The sequence below is a fragment of the Rhizobium sp. PP-CC-3G-465 genome (assembly GCF_004343445.1).
Lineage (GTDB): Bacteria > Pseudomonadota > Alphaproteobacteria > Rhizobiales > Rhizobiaceae > Ferranicluibacter > Ferranicluibacter rubi.
In genome coordinates this window covers 330922-351817 of the sequence record NZ_SLYH01000003.1, presented here as the reverse complement: position 1 = coordinate 351817, position 20896 = coordinate 330922, and the positions used below count along the sequence as shown (strand labels likewise).

The 20896-nt window shown below is 60.6% G+C and carries 19 protein-coding genes; 13 read left to right on the top strand and 6 right to left on the bottom strand.

The window, feature by feature from the left end; all coding sequences use genetic code 11:
- Window positions 1–26: 26 nt before the first annotated feature.
- A complete protein-coding gene (locus tag C8J33_RS15785) occupies window positions 27–848 on the bottom strand; it encodes a pyruvate, water dikinase regulatory protein (protein WP_110801142.1) in 822 nt (273 codons plus the stop codon).
- Here C8J33_RS15785 and C8J33_RS15780 point away from each other — a divergent pair.
- The 9 genes from C8J33_RS15780 (at window position 816) to C8J33_RS15740 (ending at window position 10030) form a co-directional block, all read left to right on the top strand.
- The gene (locus C8J33_RS15780) at window positions 816–1181 is read left to right on the top strand and encodes a hypothetical protein (RefSeq protein WP_132664876.1); all 366 of its coding nucleotides are present in this window, start codon (window positions 816–818) and stop codon (window positions 1179–1181) included. The two genes, C8J33_RS15785 and C8J33_RS15780, sit on opposite strands and share 33 nt — an antisense overlap.
- A gap of 73 nt (window positions 1182–1254) precedes the next feature.
- On the top strand, window positions 1255–2286 hold the full coding sequence (gene hemE / locus C8J33_RS15775; RefSeq protein ID WP_132664875.1) for a uroporphyrinogen decarboxylase: 1032 nt from the start codon (window positions 1255–1257) through the stop codon (window positions 2284–2286).
- Window positions 2283–2846 carry a protoporphyrinogen oxidase HemJ gene (gene hemJ, locus C8J33_RS15770; RefSeq protein ID WP_132664874.1) on the top strand — a complete coding sequence of 188 codons (564 nt, stop codon included), beginning with the start codon at window positions 2283–2285 and terminating at the stop codon, window positions 2844–2846. The genes hemE and hemJ overlap by 4 nt, the downstream gene beginning before the upstream one ends.
- Before the next feature lie 183 nt (window positions 2847–3029).
- Entirely contained in the window at window positions 3030–4295 is a 1266-nt protein-coding gene (gene rho, locus C8J33_RS15765) for a transcription termination factor Rho (protein ID WP_092931093.1), read from the top strand.
- A gap of 117 nt (window positions 4296–4412) precedes the next feature.
- Window positions 4413–5729, top strand: coding sequence for a tRNA uridine-5-carboxymethylaminomethyl(34) synthesis GTPase MnmE (gene mnmE, locus C8J33_RS15760; RefSeq protein ID WP_132664873.1), 1317 nt, complete (start codon window positions 4413–4415; stop codon window positions 5727–5729).
- Between the two features lie 62 nt (window positions 5730–5791).
- Window positions 5792–7666, top strand: coding sequence for a tRNA uridine-5-carboxymethylaminomethyl(34) synthesis enzyme MnmG (mnmG, locus tag C8J33_RS15755; protein WP_132664919.1), 1875 nt, complete (start codon window positions 5792–5794; stop codon window positions 7664–7666).
- Window positions 7663–8325 carry a 16S rRNA (guanine(527)-N(7))-methyltransferase RsmG gene (gene rsmG, locus C8J33_RS15750; RefSeq protein WP_165929831.1) on the top strand — a complete coding sequence of 221 codons (663 nt, stop codon included), beginning with the start codon at window positions 7663–7665 and terminating at the stop codon, window positions 8323–8325. Before mnmG ends, rsmG begins: the two co-directional genes overlap by 4 nt.
- Complete coding sequence (locus C8J33_RS15745) at window positions 8312–9109, top strand: ParA family protein (RefSeq protein WP_092931085.1); 798 nt, start codon at window positions 8312–8314, stop codon at window positions 9107–9109. Before rsmG ends, C8J33_RS15745 begins: the two co-directional genes overlap by 14 nt.
- A 33-nt stretch (window positions 9110–9142) precedes the next feature.
- Window positions 9143–10030 (top strand): ParB/RepB/Spo0J family partition protein, encoded by an 888-nt coding sequence (locus C8J33_RS15740; protein WP_132664871.1) that lies wholly within the window; start codon window positions 9143–9145, stop codon window positions 10028–10030.
- A gap of 25 nt (window positions 10031–10055) precedes the next feature.
- On the opposite strand, the gene holA is transcribed toward C8J33_RS15740, so the two are convergent.
- The 3 genes from holA to leuS are packed head-to-tail and all read right to left on the bottom strand — an operon-like array spanning window position 10056 to window position 14250.
- Complete coding sequence (gene holA, locus C8J33_RS15735) at window positions 10056–11093, bottom strand: DNA polymerase III subunit delta (protein WP_132664870.1); 1038 nt, start codon at window positions 11091–11093, stop codon at window positions 10056–10058.
- Between the two features lie 12 nt (window positions 11094–11105).
- The gene (gene lptE / locus C8J33_RS15730; RefSeq protein WP_132664869.1) at window positions 11106–11636 is read right to left on the bottom strand and encodes an LPS assembly lipoprotein LptE; all 531 of its coding nucleotides are present in this window, start codon (window positions 11634–11636) and stop codon (window positions 11106–11108) included.
- On the bottom strand, window positions 11623–14250 hold the full coding sequence (gene leuS / locus C8J33_RS15725; protein WP_132664868.1) for a leucine--tRNA ligase: 2628 nt from the start codon (window positions 14248–14250) through the stop codon (window positions 11623–11625). The genes lptE and leuS overlap by 14 nt, the downstream gene beginning before the upstream one ends.
- A 228-nt stretch (window positions 14251–14478) precedes the next feature.
- Between leuS and C8J33_RS15720 the strand changes: the two genes are divergently transcribed.
- Window positions 14479–15159, top strand: a complete 681-nt coding sequence (locus C8J33_RS15720; protein ID WP_132664867.1) for a YggS family pyridoxal phosphate-dependent enzyme — start codon at window positions 14479–14481, stop codon at window positions 15157–15159.
- Window positions 15160–15238: 79 nt separating this feature from the next.
- Here C8J33_RS15720 and C8J33_RS15715 read toward each other — a convergent pair whose 3' ends face one another.
- Window positions 15239–15937 (bottom strand): DUF1013 domain-containing protein, encoded by a 699-nt coding sequence (locus tag C8J33_RS15715; protein WP_110801132.1) that lies wholly within the window; start codon window positions 15935–15937, stop codon window positions 15239–15241.
- A 216-nt stretch (window positions 15938–16153) separates the two neighbouring features.
- Between C8J33_RS15715 and acs the strand changes: the two genes are divergently transcribed.
- Complete coding sequence (gene acs / locus C8J33_RS15710) at window positions 16154–18103, top strand: acetate--CoA ligase (RefSeq protein ID WP_132664866.1); 1950 nt, start codon at window positions 16154–16156, stop codon at window positions 18101–18103.
- A gap of 52 nt (window positions 18104–18155) precedes the next feature.
- Here acs and C8J33_RS15705 read toward each other — a convergent pair whose 3' ends face one another.
- Window positions 18156–18356 (bottom strand): DUF1674 domain-containing protein, encoded by a 201-nt coding sequence (locus C8J33_RS15705; RefSeq protein ID WP_110730363.1) that lies wholly within the window; start codon window positions 18354–18356, stop codon window positions 18156–18158.
- A gap of 128 nt (window positions 18357–18484) precedes the next feature.
- Between C8J33_RS15705 and htpX the strand changes: the two genes are divergently transcribed.
- Window positions 18485–19444 (top strand): zinc metalloprotease HtpX, encoded by a 960-nt coding sequence (gene htpX, locus C8J33_RS15700; protein WP_132664865.1) that lies wholly within the window; start codon window positions 18485–18487, stop codon window positions 19442–19444.
- Window positions 19441–20820 (top strand): RsmB/NOP family class I SAM-dependent RNA methyltransferase, encoded by a 1380-nt coding sequence (locus C8J33_RS15695; RefSeq protein ID WP_422038367.1) that lies wholly within the window; start codon window positions 19441–19443, stop codon window positions 20818–20820. Before htpX ends, C8J33_RS15695 begins: the two co-directional genes overlap by 4 nt.
- The last annotated feature ends 76 nt before the right edge of the window (window positions 20821–20896 follow it).

The window sequence follows — 20896 nt, the reverse complement described above, 5'->3', positions numbered from 1 at the left end:
ATGATCTCTCCCTATCGCGATGCGGACTAGCGCAGGCGCGGCCTCAGGGCAACGATGGCGGCGGCCGTTTCCTCGATCGAGCGTCGCGTGACGTCGATGATCGGCCAGTTGTTGCGGGCGCAGAGCGCACGGGCATATTTCAGTTCCTCGGCAATCGCTGCACGATCCGTATAGTCCTGCCCGTGAAACCCTTGTGTCGTGCCAAGCACCCTGTGTTCGCGAACCTGGGAGACGCGATCGGCCGTCGCGATGAGGCAGACGACCAGCGGCTTCGTCGCCTCCAGCAGTCGTTCCGGCAGGGGCACCCCCGGCACGATCGGAATGTTGGCAGTGCGGATGCCACGATTGGCAAGGTAGATGCTGGTCGGCGTCTTCGATGTTCGGCTGATCCCAATCAGCACGACATCCGCATCGTTGAAGTCGGCCGGAAGCTGGCCGTCATCATGATCCATCGTGAAGTTCAGCGCGTCGATCCGCGCGAAATAATCGGCATCCATGACATGCTGGGCGCCGGACCGCCGCCGCGACGAGGTGCCGAGATAGGTCTGGAAGAGATCGATGATCGGCTCCAGCACGGAGACACAGGGCACGCCGATCTGCTGGCACTGGGCATTGATGATATCCGACAGCTCGCGATCGACGATCGTGTAGAGAACGATGCCCGGCGCCGTGTCGATCGACTCCAGCACCTGCATCAGCTGCTTGCGATTGCGGATCAGCGGATAGACGTGCTCCAGCGCGTGATAGGTCTGGAATTGCGCCGCGGCTGCCCGGCCCGCCGCGATCAGCGTTTCGCCCGTCGAGTCGGAGATCAGATGCAGGTGGAAATAGTTTTTGTGATTGTCCACGCTATTCTTGGCCGCCTGTTGATGATGGTGGATAAACCGAGCCTAGGGGGGAGCCGGCCCGGCAGGCAAGGGGAAAACCTCCGACTTATTCACAAAGAGACCCGCGCCGGCGATCTTTCCGGAGAACTTGTGAAAAAGACTCGCGATGCGACCGATCGCCGCCGATCCTCAACAGGTCATCCACAGGCAGAGCAAAAATCGGACGACAGCCAAGGTGCTCGAATGACGGGATTTTTTCGACTTGCTCCCTATGTTGTCCCTCAAGCGCCCGATCATCGTCCCGCCAATTCGGACGGAATGGCGTTCTGGGGACAAAGGACGGACAACCTTTAATCCTTGATAGTCACCGACTCTAAGAAATAGAAACCCTTAGATTCAAGATTCTATTTTAAGAGGGAAGCTGTGTGTGACGTCTGAAAACCGCAAGCTCGTCCGTGTTCTGAACGGGGAGACGCTGACGCCTCCCCCCATCTGGCTGATGCGCCAGGCCGGACGATATCTGCCGGAATATCGCGAGACGCGGGCAAGGGCCGGGAGCTTTCTCGATCTCTGCTATTCCCCCGACTTCGCCGTGGAAGTGACACTGCAGCCGATCCGTCGCTATGCCTTCGACGCGGCCATCCTGTTTTCCGACATCCTCGTCATTCCCGATGCCCTGAAGCGCAATGTCCGCTTCGAGGAAGGCAGCGGACCCAAGCTCGATCCGATCGATGTCGACGGCATCAAGGCTCTCGACGGAAGGCCCGTGGCCGATCATCTGCGTCCCGTCATCGAAACCGTGACGCGCCTGCGCCGGGAGCTTCCGACGGAAACGGCACTGCTCGGTTTCTGCGGTGCGCCCTGGACGGTCGCGACCTACATGATCGCCGGGCATGGAACGCCGGACCAGGCACCGGCCCGGCTGTTCGCCTATCGGCACCCGGAAGCCTTCGATGCGCTGCTCGCCCTCCTCGCCGAACTGTCCGCGGATTATCTCGTCGCGCAGCTCGACGCCGGTGCGGATGCGGTGCAAATCTTCGACTCCTGGGCCGGTGTGCTCGGGGAGGATACGTTCGAGCGGTTTGCGGTCGCTCCCGTGCGTCGGATCATCGAAAGCGTGCGGGCACGTCGACCAGACGCGAAGATCATCGCCTTCGCCAAAGGGGCGGGCCTGCTGCTCAAGGACTATCGCCAGAAGACGCAGGCTGATGCGATCGGCCTCGACTGGTCGGTGCCGCTGTCGTTTGCGGCCGACCTGCAGAAGGAAGGCCCGGTGCAGGGCAATCTCGATCCGATGCGTGTCGTTGCAGGCGGCAAAGCTCTCGAGGAAGGGATCGATCATATCCTCGACCGTCTCGGACAAGGCCCTCTGATCTTCAATCTCGGCCATGGCATCACGCCGCAAGCGGATCCCGCGCATGTCGCTGATCTCGTGGCCCGTGTCAGGAGCCGCGTATGAGTACCCCACAGCGCGACGAAGGCGGCGAGCGGCAGACGGATGCCCCGGCAGGCCGTAAATCGCGTGTACGGGCCTTTGTGGCGCTTTCGGTGCTTGGGGCTGTTATCGTCGGGCTGATCGTCTGGCAGCCGACCGATCTCATTCTCTGGATCAAGGCGCTGCATGTCGTGGCCGTCATCTCCTGGATGGCCGGCCTCCTCTACATGCCCCGCCTGTTCATCTACCATACCGACGCCGAGCCGGGCTCGCAGACGTCGGAGACCTTCAAGGTGATGGAGCAGCGGCTCATGAAGGTGATCATGCGCCCGGCCATGATGATCACCTGGACGCTCGGGCTCTATCTTGCCTGGAGCGTCTACGGTTTTCAGGGCGGCTGGCTTCATGCCAAGATCCTCGCCGTGATCCTGCTGACCGGCGTGCATGTGCACTATGTCGATGCCGTCGGGCGTTTTTCGCGCGATGGCGCGCGACGCACGGCGCGCTATTGGCGACTGATGAACGAGGTGCCAACCGTTCTGATGATCGTCATCGTGATCCTCGTCATCGTAAAGCCGTTTTAGGCCATCACGGACATTTTAGCCTCTCACATCGCTAGCCCCCTTGCGGTGCAGGCCGGAAGTCGCTAGCGTGTGACATCCCATCTTTCTGGCGCGCGTTAGAGTTCGAGTGGCTATCCCCCTGCCGCTCCCTTGACCCACACAGCGCCAGCCCTTCCATTCCCTCTGCAAGTGTGATTTTCCTTCATGGCTGAAATGAAGCTCCAAGACCTCAAGAACAAATCTGCAACCGACCTTTTGGCGTTCGCCGAGTCGGTGGAGGTCGAAAACGCCAGCGTGATGCGCAAGCAGGAGCTGATGTTCGCCATCCTGAAGATGCTCGCGGCGCAGGATGTCGAGATCATCGGCGAAGGTGTCGTCGAGCTCCTCCAGGACGGCTTCGGCTTCCTGCGCTCCGCCAATGCCAATTACCTCCCCGGCCCCGACGATATTTACATCTCTCCTTCCCAGATCCGGCGCTTCTCGCTGAAGACCGGGGATACGGTCGAGGGTCCGATCCGCGGACCGAAGGAAGGCGAACGCTATTTCGCGCTCCTTAAGGTCAACACCATCAATTTCGAAGATCCGGAGAAGATCCGGCATAAGGTGCACTTCGACAACCTGACGCCGCTCTATCCGAACGAGCGCTTCAAGATGGAACTCGAGGTTCCCACCTCCAAGGATCTTTCTTCGCGCGTCATGGATCTCGTGGCACCGCTCGGCAAGGGCCAGCGCGGCCTGATCGTCGCGCCGCCGCGCACCGGTAAGACGGTGCTGCTGCAGAACATCGCGCATTCGATCACCGCCAACCATCCGGAATGTTATCTGATCGTTCTCCTCATCGATGAGCGTCCGGAAGAAGTGACGGACATGCAGCGCTCCGTGAAAGGCGAGGTCGTTTCCTCCACCTTCGACGAACCGGCCACGCGCCACGTGCAGGTCGCCGAGATGGTGATCGAAAAGGCCAAGCGTCTTGTCGAGCATGGTCGCGACGTTGTCATCCTGCTCGATTCCATCACCCGCCTCGGCCGCGCCTACAACACCGTCGTGCCGTCCTCGGGCAAGGTTCTCACCGGTGGTGTGGATGCCAACGCCCTGCAGCGTCCGAAGCGCTTCTTCGGTGCGGCACGTAACATCGAAGAAGGTGGGTCGCTGACGATCGTCGCGACAGCGCTGATCGATACCGGCAGCCGCATGGACGAAGTCATTTTCGAAGAGTTCAAGGGCACGGGCAACTCGGAAATCGTGCTCGACCGCAAGGTCGCCGACAAGCGTATCTTCCCGGCGATGGACATTCTGAAGTCCGGTACCCGCAAGGAAGACCTGCTCGTTCCGCGTCAGGATCTCCAGAAGATCTTCGTTCTCCGCCGTATTCTCGCGCCGATGGGCACGACCGATGCGATCGAGTTCCTGATCGACAAGTTGAAGCAGACGAAGACGAACGGCGATTTCTTCGACTCCATGAACACTTGAGATCATCGGCCTCACAAGAAGCTGATCTTTCGTTTCGTTCGACGCATTCTGAAAATCCCTGGCATCCTCCAGGGATTTTTTCGTTTATCTCAGATGAAGTTTTCACGGACGGTTCGAATGCCAGCGGCCAGCGATACGATCTATTCTCTTTCATCGGGCGGTCTGCCCTCGGGTGTCGCCGTCATTCGGATCAGCGGGCCATCGGCGTTGACGGTGTGCGAGGGTCTCTGCGGCGGTCCTGTTCCTCCGCGTCTGGCCACGCTGCGTACGATTCGGTCCCGTAACGGAGATGTGGTTGATCAGGGACTGGTCTTGTCGTTCCCCGGCCCGGCCTCCTTCACTGGGGAGGACTGTGTCGAGCTTCAGGTTCATGGTGGGCGGGCCGTCGTGGATCGCCTGTTGGACGAACTCGCAACGTTCCCCACATTTCGTCATGCAGAAGCCGGCGAGTTCTCGCGCCGGGCCTTTGCACATGGAAAGCTGGACCTCCTCGAAATCGAGGGTCTCGCCGACCTGATCTCTGCCGAGACCGAGATGCAACGGCGCCTTGCAGGCGAACATGCCCGCGGCGGGGTTTCACAGCTTTATCAACGCTGGGCGAAGCGTCTGACCCACGCCCGAGCGATGATCGAGGCGGAGCTCGACTTTGCTGACGAGGACGATGTTCCGGGTTCCGTCAGTGCCACAATCTGGCGGGATACACAGAAACTCAGAACGGAAATCGCCGAACATCTCGCTGCTGCAAGGACGGGTGCGATCATTCGGGATGGCTATCGTGTGGTCATTTCAGGACCACCCAATGCCGGGAAATCCAGTTTGCTCAATGCTCTCGCCAGACAGGATATTGCGATCGTCACGGATATCGCGGGCACCACCCGTGACGTCCTCAGTGTCGATATTTCTTTAGCCGGATTCGTTGTCAAGCTCTTTGACACTGCTGGTTTGCGGGAAACCGCTGATCCGGTCGAGCGCGAAGGCATCCGACGGGCGAAGGCTCTTCTGGCAGATGCCGATCTTATATTGTCTCTCTCTGACACGCCGGACGGATTTATGGTTCCGCCCGACAGCCAGATCGAGATCCTCCGAATTGCCACCAAGATTGATATTTCCCCGGAATTATGGGATAGAGCCGCGGCCGACGTGTTCGTCTCCGTCGAGCAGCCCGAAGGCTTGCAGGCTTTGATTTCGGCGCTAACGGCGCGACTTCCGGATCAAACCAAAGCGGATTCATTCGCTGTTCCCTCTCGCCGTCGGCATGCTGATCATTTGACGCAGTGTTTGACTGCGCTGGATGAGGCTGTTGAAAGTGTCGATCTCGATATCCAATCCGAGCAACTTCGGCGAGCCGGAGATGCGCTGGGGCGAATTACGGGTCGGGTCGATGTCGAAGATCTCCTGGATGTGATCTTCTCGGAATTCTGTATCGGCAAATAGACTGCAACGCATGCGAGTCGTCCCGCACGTTTCACGTGAAACATTGAATCGGAATCGAAATGATCGCGAAGTATGATGTTATCGTTGTCGGTGGCGGACATGCCGGCTGTGAAGCGGCGGCCGTCGCTGCGCGCCTCGGTGCCAATGTTGCGCTTGTCACGCATAAGCGCGAAACGATCGGCGTCATGTCTTGTAATCCCGCCATTGGCGGACTGGGCAAGGGGCATCTTGTCCGGGAAATCGATGCGTTCGATGGACTGATGGGTCGGGTTGCCGACCAGGCTGGCATCCAGTTCCGTCTGCTGAACCGCAAAAAGGGCCCAGCCGTTCGTGGGCCGCGAACACAGGCTGATCGCCGTCTATACCGGGAGGCGATGCAAGCGGAGCTTGCGAACCTCTCCTCGCTGACGGTGATAGAGGGAGATGTCGTTGATCTCGTCCTCGACCAGGCTGCCATTGCCGGCGTCGCCCTTGCAAGCGGAGAGACTATATCCTGTGGCGCTGTCGTCCTCACGACGGGCACGTTTCTCCGTGGTCTCATTCATATCGGAGATAAAAAGATTCCAGCCGGTCGCGTCGGTGAGGCGCCGTCAATCGGGCTGTCAAATGTGCTCGAAGACCATCATGTAACATTGGGCCGACTGAAGACTGGAACGCCAGCGCGTCTGGATGGCCGGACGATTGGATGGGATAGGATCGGTAGCCAGGCAGCAGACGCAGAACCGGTTCCCTTCTCCTTCATGACGGATTGTATTACGACGCGGCAGATCGCGTGTGGTGTTACCCGAACCACCGATGCGACCCACCGGATTATCGAGGAGAACCTTCAGCGGTCGGCAATGTATTCCGGACAGATCTCTGGCGTTGGACCACGCTACTGCCCATCGATCGAAGACAAGATTGTGAAATTCGGGGAGCGTGATGGCCACCAGATCTTTCTAGAACCGGAAGGTCTCGATGATCACACCGTCTATCCCAATGGCATTTCGACGTCTCTTCCGGAGGAAGTCCAGGCAGCCTTTATCCGGACAATACCCGGGCTTGAGGATGCAAAGATCCTGCAGCCCGGCTACGCGATTGAATACGACCATGTCGATCCGCGCGAGCTTTCGGCGAGCTTGGAACTTAGGAAGATCCCCGGTCTGTTTCTGGCAGGTCAAATCAATGGGACGACGGGTTACGAGGAGGCAGGGGCACAGGGCCTTGTTGCCGGCCTGAACGCGACGCGCAAAGTTTCCGGCCAGAGTCCTCATATCTTCTCGCGCACAGATTCCTATGTCGGCGTAATGATCGATGATCTGATCACAAGGGGCGTGGCGGAACCCTATCGCATGTTCACCTCGCGCGCGGAGTACCGGCTGTCTCTCCGTGCCGACAACGCCGACATGCGACTGACACCGGCGGCAATCACGCTCGGCTGTGTCTCTCGCGAGCGACGGGACCGATTCACCGCGTGGCAGAGTTCCTTCGGCAGATGGAAGGAAATGCTTCATCAACGGATGCTGACGCCAAATGAAGCCGGCGCGCATGGTTTGAACCTCAACAAGGACGGACAGAGACGCTCCGCCTTCGATCTGCTATCGCATGCCGATATTACCCTCGCCCGTCTCTCAGGCATCTGGCCGGATCTCGCCGAGGTGTCGACCAGGCTTGCCGACGCCATCGAGATTGACGCCCGCTACGCTGTGTATATGGATCGGCAGGCTGCCGATATCGTTCGAGCCCGCAAGGAAGAGGAGCGAACAATACCGGACGACTTCGCTTACGCAGATCTCATCGGCCTTTCCAATGAGCTGAGACAGAAGTTGACGCGGATACAACCGCGGAATTTTGCCCAGCTTCAGGTCATCGATGGTATGACACCTTCAGCCGCCACGCTGATTCTAACCCATCTGCAGCGCTATGAGCGGCGTGATGCAGCACAAGGTGTACACTGATGGCGAGTCAGTCCGCGGAATTGATCGGCTTGCGTGTTTCACGTGAAACGACCGAGAGGCTTCAACATTTTACCCAGCTCTTCCTGAAATGGGCGAAAACGATCAATCTTGTTGCTCCCTCAACGCTTGGAGACCTCGACAACCGGCATATCCGCGACAGTGCCCAGATCTATGCGCTCGCGCCCGGCCCGAAGACGTGGATCGATTTGGGAAGCGGCGGCGGATTTCCCGGTGTCATTACGGCCATTCTTCTGTCCGAAATCTCGGAGGGATGGGTTCATCTCGTAGAGAGCAATCAGAAGAAAGCAGCGTTCCTTCGCGTTGCCCTTCAGGAAACCGGCGCACGAGGCTCCGTTCATGTTCTGCGTATCGAAGACGCTCCGGCGAAAATTCCGACTTGCGATGCGATCTCTGCACGGGCTGTTGCCGATCTATCCCTGTTGCTGCAGTTCATCGCGCCCTGGATGGCGAGTGGTGCGACACGCGCCTTCTTTCACAAAGGCAGGGATTACGAGACGGAAGTCGCGAATGCGCGTGGTCGGTATGATGTCGATCTGGTAAAACACCAAAGCATTGTCGAGGCTGACTCCGTCATTCTCGAGATCACGCGGATGCAGCAGCTGAGCCAGGGCGCAGGAGCGATCAATGTCGCGCGATAAAAACCGAATCATTACGATTGCGAACCAAAAAGGTGGCGTCGGTAAAACGACGACGGCCATCAATCTCGCAACCGCTCTAGCCGCGATCGGTGAATCCGTCTTGATCATCGATCTGGATCCCCAGGGCAATGCGAGCACCGGGCTCGGTATTCAGCGCCGTGATCGTCGGTATTCTTCCTACGACCTGATGATGGGAACGCATACGATCGATACGATCGTTCATCCGACTGTCGTTCCGAACTTGTCGATCATTCCCTCGACCATGGATCTTCTTGGTCTGGAAATGGAAATTTCCAGTCAGAGCGACCGTGTTTTTCGCTTGAAGAAGGCTCTCGGGACACCGGAGGCACTGGCCTATTCCTATATTCTGGTCGACTGCCCACCCTCCTTCAACTTGCTGACCATGAACGCCATGGCCGCCGCACATTCGGTTCTCGTGCCACTCCAGTGCGAGTTCTTTGCGCTCGAAGGGCTCAGCCAGTTGCTGGAAACCGTCGATCAGATCCGCAGGAGCGTTAATCCGCAGCTCGATATCCAAGGTATCGTCCTGACAATGTTCGATTCCCGGAACAACCTTGCACAACAGGTCGTGAGTGACGTGCGTACGCATCTGGGCGAAAAGGTTTACCATACACTCATTCCACGCAACGTCAGGGTTTCCGAAGCGCCGTCCTATGGAAAGCCTGCTATTCTTTACGATCTGAAATGCGCGGGCAGTCAGGCCTATCTGCAGCTCGCGTCGGAAGTCATTCAACGCGAGCGCCAGCGGAAAGCTGCGGCGTAATCGATTCGGCTCCAGAATAATGAGGAGAACGCCATGAACGAAGATCCCGCACGGCGCCGTCTCGGACGAGGTCTCGCCGCATTGATCGGGGAGATGGACCAGCCCATCGCCGCTGAATCAACCCCCGCGCCAATCGTTCCGGCAGACCAGCGTGTCCCGATCGAGCATATTACGCGCAATCCACGAAATCCGCGGCGGACGTTCGACGAAGCGGAATTGCAGGATCTCGCGAACTCCGTTCGGCAGCATGGTATCGTCCAGCCCGTCGTCGTTCGCACCGTGAACGGTGACCGGTTCGAGATCATCGCCGGCGAGCGCCGCTGGCGTGCAGCTCAGCTTGCGGGGTTTTCCGATATTCCCGTCATCGTTCGCGATGTGGATGATCGCACGGCACTCGAAATCGCCATTGTCGAGAACGTTCAGCGTTCCGACCTCAATCCTCTTGAAGAAGCCATGGGGTATGAGCTGCTGATTGCCGATCACGGCTACACGCAGAACGACCTCGGCGAGATTATCGGCAAGAGCCGAAGCCATGTGGCAAACAGCCTTCGACTTCTGAAGCTTCCGGAGCCGGTGCGCGACATGCTATCCTCAGGCACGCTCTCGGCCGGCCATGCACGCGCGCTTATCCCCACGTCCGACCCGACTACGCTCGCCCGTGCGATCATCGCAAAGGGCCTGTCCGTTCGGGATACGGAAAAACTTGCGCAGAACGATATCCGGGCCCAGAACGATCCGACTTTTGGTGCGAAGCCTCGTCCTGAAAAGGATGCGGACACAGTTGCCCTCGAACGCTCCCTGACCGACAGTCTTGGCCTTGAGGTTTCTGTCAATCACCGCGCAAGTGGCGGCCAGCTGAAGATCAGCTACAAGACGCTGGAACAGTTGGAAGATATCTGCCGGCTACTCGAGCGGCGCTGATCGGCGACGAGACAGAGCCTGGAGTTCAAGCAGATCGTTGCCTTGCCGCTTGAAAGGCTATCGCGATCAGTGCTTGGCTGGCGATGTCGGCCTCAAGCATCTGGCGGCCGCGACTTTGCAGGATCGCGTTCTGGAGTCTTTGCAGATCGCGCCGGATGGCTGGTAGTCCCCAGTTCTTCAGCGCCGCTTCGATCAAGGGCTTGCGGCGGAAGTGAATGCCTCGACCGAGCGTCGCGGTGACTTGCGACGGTCCGAGCCGCTTTGCGTCCATCTCCGCCCTGAGAATGTCGAGCTGCTGGAACTGGCGCAGGCAGCTTTGCAGCACGAGGAACATCGACGTCTTCGATGCCTCGACCTTGCGGAGCGACGTCATCAAGCGGTCCATATCCCCGGTGAGAACGGCATCCACGGCATCATCGACCGAGGTGGAGCTGGCATCCCCGATGATATCGAGGACATGACTTTCCTCGATGACGGGTTCATCGCGGCAGTAGAGCGCGAGCTTGGCGATCTCGTTACGCGACGCCAGCCGGTCCGCACCCAGAAGATCGCGGAGCGCTTCGCGTGCCGCTGGTGTGATGCGCAGGCCAGCGGCACCCAGTTCCTTATCGATCAGGCCGTTGATGGCCTTCACGTCGTCGGCATAACAGGCGACGGCGATGATGCTGCGCGCGGTTTCCCCTATCTTGCGGAGAGCTGTGCCCTTTTTCAGGTCGCCGGCTTCCACGATGACGAAGGCGTCGCGTGGCGGCTCCTCGGCGAGGTAGGCGAGGCCTTCGCTCAGGGCCTTTTCCGTTCCCGATGCCCGCACCCAGACGAGCTTGCCACCACCGAAGAGACCCAGTGCGTTAGCCTCGTCGGCAAGCCTGCCCGGAGACAGGTCGCTGCCATCCAGCTTGATGAGGGAGAAGGGATCGTCGAGCGCAATGCCGGTTTTCGCTGCGATCGCTGCGGCGCGTTCGGCGACCAGGCCACGATCGGGTCCGTAGAAAAGGTAAAGCCGCTGGCTGGGCAGCGGCCTTTCCACGAAATTGTCGAACTCGTGGGATTTGATTTCACTCATGCCGGCGCCGGATCAGTTGCCGAGTGCTGCGGCGAGATCGGCGCGGATGACTTCCGCGAGTTCGCGGGCAGCCCGGTTCTCCGCGTCGCGGATCGCGCGAAGCTTGGCAAATTCCTGGATCGGGAAATCGACCAGCGCGACGGCTTTGCGATGACCGGATTTCACCGTTTTGCCGGTATCGACGCGGGTCAAGTTATAGTCCGCCTCGATGACGAGACGACCGGCCGAGGCCGTGTCGTTATCGTTGCGCTCGTCGAAGAGCACGCCGGTGGTCTGGTGGCTGACGCTCAGCGCCAGCTGGTATTGCGGCGCAGTCGGTTCACCCTTGCCACCGGATGTCAGGAAGATCAGGGCGTTGCGCACGCGCTGCTCCACCCGGTCCTTCGCCTCCGAGATCCCGATCGAAGCCAATGCGGTCGCCGGAGCGCCGCTCGGACCATCGGAATAGAGCGGGCGAACCTGGCAGCCCGCCATCAGCAAAAGGGAAAGACCGGCAAAGCAGAGCGCGATGCGGCGGCGAGGATCGAACTTAGACGACGACATTCACGATCCTCTGCGGCACGATAATGATCTTCTTCGGCGTCCGGCCTTCCAGCGCGGTCCGCACGGCATCGAGGCTGAGTACGGCAGCCTCGACGGCAGTCTGATCCGCATCGCGCGCGATTGTCAAATCGGCGCGCTTCTTACCGTTGATCTGGACCGGCAGGACGATCTCGGAAACCGTGACGAGCGCCTCGTTGAAGCGTGGCCAATCCGCCTGAGCGATAAGGCCCTCGCCGCCGATAACACTCCAGCACTGTTCCGCCAGATGCGGCGTGATCGGCGCCATCAGATGAATGAGAATTTCGACCGCGTCGCGCATGGCGTTGGTGGTCGTTGCGTCCGTTCCCACGGAGACATCGGTAAGCGGCGCGGCAAGGGCGTTCACCATCTCATAGAGGCGGGCCACGGCCTTGTTGAAGGCGAGCTTGTCATAGTCGGCTTCGACCGCCTTCAGCGTCCTGTGGGCGACTTGAGAGATGACAAGAGCCGGGCCTTCTGTGGCGGGGGCAGCCTTTGCAGCGGCCAAAGCGGGCGCTGCTTCGGAGATCAAGCGCCAGACGCGCTGGACGAAGCGATGGGCGCCTTCGACGCCCGCTTCCGACCAGATGACGTCACGGTCGGGCGGCGAGTCCGACAGCACGAAGAAGCGTGCCGTGTCGGCACCGTAGGATGCGATGATGTCATCCGGGTCGACCACGTTCTTCTTCGACTTCGACATCTTCTCGATGGAGCCAATGACGATCTCTTCGCCGGTCTCGTTCAGCGTCGCCCTGCGGCCGGTGCCGAGATCCTCGATGGTGATGGCCGAGGGGTTGATCCACTCGCGCTGGGCGCCTTCTCCTCGGCTGTAGGTCTCGTGCACGACCATGCCCTGGGTGAAGAGACCCTTAAACGGCTCGGACAGCCCTGCGTGACCGGCGGCCTTCATGGCGCGGGTGAAGAAGCGGGAGTAGAGGAGATGCAGGATCGCATGCTCGATACCGCCGATATATTGATCGACGGGCACCCAACGATCGACGACCGCTCGGTTGGTCGGTTGTTCTTCCCACGGCGCCGTGAAGCGCATGAAATACCAGGAGGAATCGACAAAGGTGTCCATCGTGTCGGTTTCGCGACGGGCCGCGGCGCCGCATTGCGGGCAACCGACATGGCGCCAGGTCGGGTGGCGGTCGAGCGGGTTGCCGGGTTTGTCGAAGGTGACGTCGTCGGGCAAGCGAACCGGAAGGTCCTTCTTCGGCACGGGAACGACACCGCAGACTTCGCAGTGGATAACCGGAATGGGGCAGCCCCAATAACGCTGGCGGGAAATACCCCAGTCTCGCAATCTGAAGTTGACCTTGCGTTCGGCCTGAGGACGACCGCCAAGCTCCTGGGTTTCGAGCAAGCTTGCCACACGCTCGAAAGCAGCTTCAATGGTGAGGCCGTCGAGGAAGCGCGAATGGATCATCACGCCATCGCCGGTATAGGCTTCCGTGCCGACGCTGAAGGTCGACGCATCACCGTCGGCCGGCATGACGACGGGCGTCACGGGCAGGTCATAGCGGCGCGCGAAATCGAGATCGCGCTGGTCACCGGAGGGGCAGCCGAAGATGGCGCCCGTGCCGTAATCCATCAGGACGAAGTTGGCGACGTAGACGGGCAGTTCCCAGGAGGGATCGAGCGGATGGCGGACGCGCAGGCCCGTGTCGATGCCGCGCTTCTCTGCCGTCTCGAGGGCCGCGAGCGAGGTTCCCGCACGACGGCATTCGTCGCAGAAGGCTTCCAGCTCGGCATTGCCGGCAGCGACCTTGCGCGCCAGCGGATGATCTGCGGCGATCGCCAGGAAGGAGGCGCCGAACAGGGTGTCCGGACGGGTCGTGTAGACCTCGACCTCGGTTTCGCCGGGTGCGCGTGCGTCTGCGACGAGCTCCCATCGGATGGAGAGACCTTCGGAGCGACCGATCCAGTTCTTCTGCATCAGCCGGACCTTTTCCGGCCAGTGCTCCAGCGTATCGAGGGAATCCAATAGGTCCTGACTGAAATCTGTGATGCGGAAGAACCACTGCGTCAGTTCGCGCTGTTCCACGAGCGCGTTCGAGCGCCAGCCACGGCCGTCGATCACCTGCTCGTTGGCAAGCACGGTATGATCGACCGGATCCCAGTTGACTTTGGATTGTTTGCGATAGACCAGCCCTTTTTCCATGAAATCGAGGAAGAGGTGCTGCTGCTGCTGGTAGTAAGCGACGTCGCAGGTCGCGAATTCGCGGCTCCAGTCGAGCGAGAGGCCCATGACCTTCAGCTGCGCGCGCATGGACGCGATGTTCTGGTAGGTCCATTCGGCGGGATGAACGCCGCGCTCCATGGCCGCGTTTTCCGCGGGCATGCCGAAGGCGTCCCAACCCATGGGATGAAGAACGTTATAGCCGCGGGCGCGCTTGTAACGTGCGACGACGTCGCCCATCGCGTAGTTGCGCACATGGCCCATGTGGATGCGGCCGGAGGGGTAGGGAAACATCTCCAGGACGTAGTATTTTTCCCGCGCGTCGTTATTGTCCGTCTTGTAGACGGATTTCTCGTTCCATTCGCGCTGCCAGCGTGGTTCTGCATCGCGCGGGTTATAGCGTTCTGTGGCCATGTGTTTCGTCGTTCCGGAAATTGTGGCGGGGCGCTGCCGCTCGGTCTTATGTGGCGTGACCTTCATCATGAAACAACGGTAGCGTCAAGTTTTGCGGGCCTTTGCTTGGGCCCTGCGGCATTCCCCGCAAGCTTGCTTGGCGGCCTGTCGCGGATTGTCTATATCGAGCCTGCAATCGCGCGTGACCGTGGCGCTTCAAGCCACATGACTGCCAGGGAGACCTTGCCTATGACCCGAGTGGACCAGTGGAACGAGGTGCTGTCGCGCATCCACGTGGCGGAGGATGGTGCTGCGCGCGCGCGCGGCTCCGTGGCGCTGGTTGCGGTATCGAAGACCTTCGATGCAGACGCCATCCGTCCCGTGATTACGGCCGGGCAGCGCGTGTTCGGCGAAAACCGGGTGCAGGAGTCGCAGGGCAAGTGGCCCGAGCTGAAGGCGGAGACGCCGGATATCACGTTGCATCTGATCGGCCCGCTCCAGTCCAACAAGGCGGCCGACGCCGTTGCACTGTTCGACGTCATCGAGACCATCGACCGGGAGAAGATCGCCCGCGCCGTAGCAGCGGAGATCGCACGGCAGGGCAAGCCGGTCCGGATCTATGTGCAGGTGAACACCGGGCTCGAGCCGCAGAAGGCGGGCATCGCGCCGGAAGAGACGGCAGCTTTCGTGACGATGTGCCGGGATACGCTGAACCTACCCGTGGAAGGGCTGATGTGCATTCCGCCGGCGGACGAGAATCCGGGCCCGCATTTCGCGCTGCTGGCAAAACTTGCCGCAGAGAATGGGGTCGAGAAGCTGTCGATGGGCATGTCGGGCGATTTCGATGTCGCCATCGCCTTCGGGGCGACCAGCGTTCGCGTGGGGTCGGCGATCTTCGGTCTGCGCGAGGCCGCTGTTCACCCTGCTTGAGAATCGTGAAACCTGAGGTCACAAAAAACCCGGCGTATGGCCGGGTTTTCGATGAATGCCGCAAGGACGCTTCTGCGGATCAGTATTTCTCTTCTTCCTCGTCCGGCGTTGCGGACTTCAGCGACTTCAGCTTTGCGAAAACGGCGTCTGCGTCCATTTCCTTCTCTTCCTCGCGCTCATAGCCATAGCTGAAGCGTTGGGTTTCCTGCGCCGGTTCCAGCGTGGCGCCGAGATCGGCGGCTGTCGGCAGCGGGCGGCCCTTGGAGGCGCGTTCGACTTCAAGGTCGAGATCAATCTGGCTGCAGAGGCCGAGCGTAACCGGGTCGCTCGCCGTCAGGTTGGCCGAGTTCCAGTGCGTGCGCTCGCGGATCTGCTCGATCGTCGACTTGGTCGTGCCGACGAGACGCGAGATCTGGGCGTCCTTGAGTTCGGGATGGTTGCGAACCAGCCACAGAATGGCGTTGGGGCGGTCCTGGCGCTTGGAGACCGGGGTGTAGCGCGGGCCCTTGCGCTTGGACTCGGGGACGCGAACCTTCGGCTCGGAAATCTTCAGCTTGTGGTTCGGATTGCCTTCGGCGCGGACAATTTCATCGCGCGACAGCTGCCCGGTGGCGATGGGATCAAGGCCCTTGATGCCCTGGGCTGATTCGCCATCGGCGATCGCCTTAACTTCCAGAGGATGCAGCTTGCAGAACGTGGCGATCTGCTCGAACGACAGGGCGGTATTATCGACAAGCCAGACCGCCGTGGCTTTCGGCATCAGCAATTGTTGAGCCATAGATATAGTCCTTCTGTCCGCCGCGCCGGTGTCGCGGGCCGTGGAATACCACTGATTTCCGGGAATAGGGCGCTTCTATACCCCTCTTGTCGCAGAATTGCAATTCTTCTCGACGTCCTGACTTTCGTCTCATTGCCGCCGGCTCTGCACCTGATATGTATCCCGTGAAAAGCGCCGTGAGGATGCGCAAGCACGACAGCAGGGAGAGAGAAGACCATGTCCGACAAGACCTACCCCGTCTCGGAGGAAACGCAGGCACGCGCCCTCGTGGACCAGGCGACCTATGACACGTGGTATCGCGAGAGCGTCGAAAACCCGGATGCGTTCTGGGGTGAGCACGGCAAGCGGATCGACTGGTCGAAGCCTTATACCAAGGTCAAGAACACCTCGTTTACCGGCGATGTCTCGATCAAATGGTTCGAGGACGGGCAGACCAACGTCTCCTTCAACTGCATCGATCGGCATCTGGAGACACGAGGCGATCAGGTCGCGATCATCTTCGAGGGTGACAACCCCTATATCGACAAGAAGATCACCTATCGCGAGCTGCACCAGCATGTCTGCCGGCTGGCGAACGTCATGAAGGCGCAGGGCGTCGGCAAGGGCGATCGCGTGACGATCTATATGCCGATGATCCCGGAAGCCGCCTATGCGATGCTCGCCTGCGCCCGCATCGGCGCCGTCCATTCCGTCGTCTTCGGGGGATTTTCTCCCGATGCGCTCGCCGGACGGCTGGTGGACTGTGCCTCCACCTTTATCGTCACCTGTGACGAGGGCATGCGCGGCGGCAAGCCGATCCCGCTGAAGGACAATACGGACAAGGCGGTTGAGATCGCCGCAAAAAACGGCATCGACGTGAAGACCGTCCTCGTCGTACGCCGGACGGGCGGCAAGATCACCTGGGCGGATGGCCGCGATGTCTGGTACCACACGGCAACCCAGGCCGCCGACACCGCGTGCGAACCCGTGCCGATGAATGCGGAAGACCCGCTGTTCATCCTTTACACCTCAGGTTCGACTGGAAAGCCGAAGGGCGTGCTGCACACGACGGGGGGCTATATCGTTTACGTCGCGATGAGCCACGAATATGTGTTCGATTACCACCCCGGTGATATCTACTGGTGCACGGCGGATGTCGGCTGGGTGACGGGTCATTCCTACATCGTTTACGGGCCGCTTGCGAACGGTGCGACGACTCTGATGTTCGAAGGTGTGCCGAACCATCCCGACCAGGGCCGGTTTTGGGAAATCATCGACAAGCATCAGGTGAACATCTTTTACACGGCGCCGACGGCGATCCGCTCGCTGATGGGCGCCGGCGATGCCTATGTGACGCGATCCTCCCGCAAGAGCTTGCGGATCCTCGGTACGGTCGGCGAGCCCATCAATCCGGAAGCCTGGCAGTGGTATCATGACGTGGTGGGCGACGGTCGTTGCCCGGTCGTCGATACCTGGTGGCAGACGGAAACAGGCGGTCACATGATCACGCCGCTTCCGGGTGCCACGGCGCTGAAGCCGGGTTCGGCAACCCTGCCCTTCTTCGGCATCCGGCCGGAGCTTGTTGATAACGAGGGTAACGTGCTTGAGGGTGCCGCGGACGGCAATCTCTGTATTGCAGATAGCTGGCCGGGTCAGATGCGAACCGTCTATGGCGATCACGAGCGCTTCATCCAGACGTATTTTTCAACCTATAAGGGTAAGTATTTCACGGGTGACGGCTGCAAGCGCGATGCGGACGGCTATTACTGGATCACGGGACGTGTCGATGACGTCCTCAACGTCTCGGGACATCGCATGGGTACGGCCGAGGTCGAGTCCGCACTCGTCAGTCATGATGCGGTATCGGAAGCAGCCGTCGTCGGTTACCCGCACGATATCAAGGGTCAGGGCATCTACTGCTACGTGACGCTGATGTCGGGCCGGGAGGGATCGGACGATCTGCGCAAGGCGCTTGTCGCACACGTCCGCAACGAGATCGGACCGATCGCGTCGCCGGACAAGATCCAGTTCGCGCCGGGTCTGCCGAAAACCCGCTCGGGCAAGATCATGCGGCGCATTCTTCGCAAGATCGCCGAAGATGACTTCGGCGCGCTCGGCGATATCTCGACGCTGGCAGATCCCGGTGTCGTGGACGATCTCGTCGCCAACCGCCAGAACAAGAAATAATTGAAAAGACCGGCAGGCAGTAGTGTCTGCCGGTCTCTGCTTAGCGTCTCGATCAGAAATCGATCGCGCGACCGTTGATTTCCCAGTCTCCGAAACGCACGGGCTCCGCGCCGCCGCGACCGCCGATTTCCGTCGGCAGTTCCAGTGCTGCGCTTGCTTCACGGCGCGCGGCCGCCTCCTCAAGGGCGCGGCGTGCCGCCGGCGAGAGAACCTTGCCCGGTGTTTCCTGGTTGTTGTCATTGTCGTTCAGCATTGTGTGACCTCACTACGCCGTTGAATCCGTGGCATCTGCGCCCCATCATATAGGGGGAAACGCGGCAATCCCACGATGATTCACGTGAAACGCCGCCGAAAATGCACCTATTGCTTTCGGAGACGCGCATGAACCTCATTCGCACGGCCATGCTTCTGGCCTTCATGACGGCGCTGTTCATGGGCATTGGCCTTTTGATCGGCGGTCGGGGTGGCATGATGATCGCCCTCCTCATCGCCATTGCCATGAACTTCTTCTCCTATTGGAATTCGGACCGGCTTGTGCTGCGCATGTATGATGCGCAGGAAGTCGATGAGCGCAGCGCGCCCGAATATTACGGCATCGTCCGGGACCTTGCGGCCAATGCCGGCCTGCCCATGCCGCGGGTTTACGTGATCAACAATCCGCAGCCGAACGCTTTCGCAACGGGGCGCAATCCGCAAAATGCCGCCGTGGCCGCCTCCACCGGGCTCTTGCAGGCGCTGACTTACGATGAAGTGGCAGGCGTGATGGCGCATGAGCTGGCCCATGTGCAGAACCGGGACACGCTGACGATGACACTGACGGCGACACTGGCGGGTGCCATTTCCATGCTCGGAAACTTTGCCTTCTTCTTCGGCGGCAATCGCGAGAACAACAATCCGCTCGGTTTCATCGGAACGCTGGCTGCGATGATTATTGCGCCATTTGTCGCCATGATGGTGCAGATGGCAGTGAGCCGGACGCGGGAATATTCGGCGGATCGACGCGGTGCCGAAATCTGCGGGCAGCCTCTGGCTCTTGCCTCGGCGCTTCGCAAGATTGCAGGTGCCGCGCACCAAGTGCCGAACGCTACGGCGGAGCGCAATCCGGCGACAGCGCATATGTTCATCATTAACCCGCTCTCCGGCGAGCGGATGGACAACCTGTTTTCGACCCATCCCGCGACGGAAAACCGTATTGCGGCTCTCGAAGACATGGCCGCCAGCTTTTCGCGGCCCTCGACGCGCGCGGCGCAGCCTGCTACGGCGACGCGAAAGACGCGTTCCGTGCCCAGTACAGGTTGGGGGCGTGATCGCTCCGAACCTCCAAAGGGCCCGTGGTCTTGATGACGAAGACAAAGAACGATTCGGCAACGCAACGATCTCCAAAGCCAGCTCCGGGGCCTCAGAAGTCCGGCCTCGTTGCGCGGCAGGCGGCAGCCAAGCTTCTCGGTGCGGTGATCGAGAAGAAGATCTCGCTGGACGGCATGCTTGATCCGATCGGTGGTAACCCGGCTTACCGTCAGCTGTCCGATATCGATCGGACGCTCGTCAAAGCTATTCTCCACACGGCATTGCGGCATCTTCCCCGCATCGAGGCCATGCTCGACCAGCTTCTGAAGACGCCTCTGCCGGACGGTGCGCGGGCCTTGCATCACCAGCTCGTCGTCGCAGCAACGCAGATCGTCTATCTCGATATTCCCGATCACTCGGCCGTGGACCTTGCTGTGGAGCAGGCCAATGCCGATCCACGCAATCGGCGCTTTGCGAGCCTGACCAATGCGGTCCTGCGCCGGTTGTCGCGCGAGAAGGACGAACTGCTTCGAATCGCTGCCGAAACGACCCCATCCCTTCCGGACTGGTACATGGCAAGGCTCGTCTCCACCTATGGGCAGGATCATGCCCAGCGCATCGCGGATGCGCTTCTAGAGCCGGCGGCCATCGACATCACGGTGAAGTCCGATCCGGACGGCTGGGCGCAGCGCCTCGGAGGCATCGTGCTTCCGACCGGCAGCGTTCGCCTCGCATCTTTCCAGGGTGCGGTCTCTGCGCTCGAAGGGTTCGATGATGGCGAATGGTGGGTGCAGGATGCTGCAGCCTCGCTGCCGGCGCGACTTTTCGGCGACATCCGCGGCCAGCGGGTCGTAGATCTCTGTGCGGCTCCCGGGGGCAAGACGGCGCAGCTGATCGATGCGGGGGCTGAGGTGACGGCGCTCGACCAGTCCGCCAGCCGGCTGAAGCGACTGAACGGCAATCTCGAACGGCTCGGCCTGACAGCCGAAACGCTGGAATGCAACATGGCGGACTTTCGGCCGGAGACGCTGTTCGATGCCGCGCTGCTCGATGCGCCCTGTTCCTCGACCGGCACGATCCGCCGCCATCCGGATGTCCCCTACACCAAGGGTCCGGAGGACATCACCAAGCTTGCGGGCCTGCAGGAGCGACTGCTGCGTCATGCCCTGACGGTCGTCAAGCCCGGTGGCCTCGTGGTCTTTTCCAACTGCTCGCTCGACCCGGCCGAGGGTGAAGCGGTGGTCGCGCGTGTCGTTGCAAACGGCGGATGCGAGCGTGTTCCGGTCGATCCCCATGCTTTTCCGGGTCTGGAGGATGCCATTACGCCCCTCGGGGAGCTGCGCACGACGCCTGCCATGCTGGCGCCGCAGCCGGGATTTGCCGGCGGGCTGGACGGCTTTTATGCCACAGTCCTGCGTAGATCGTTGTAAGGAAAGAGTTTCCATACCTTGACCGCTCACGTTCCCTCGGTCATCCACTGGTGCTGACCAGGGAAACACGTCACTG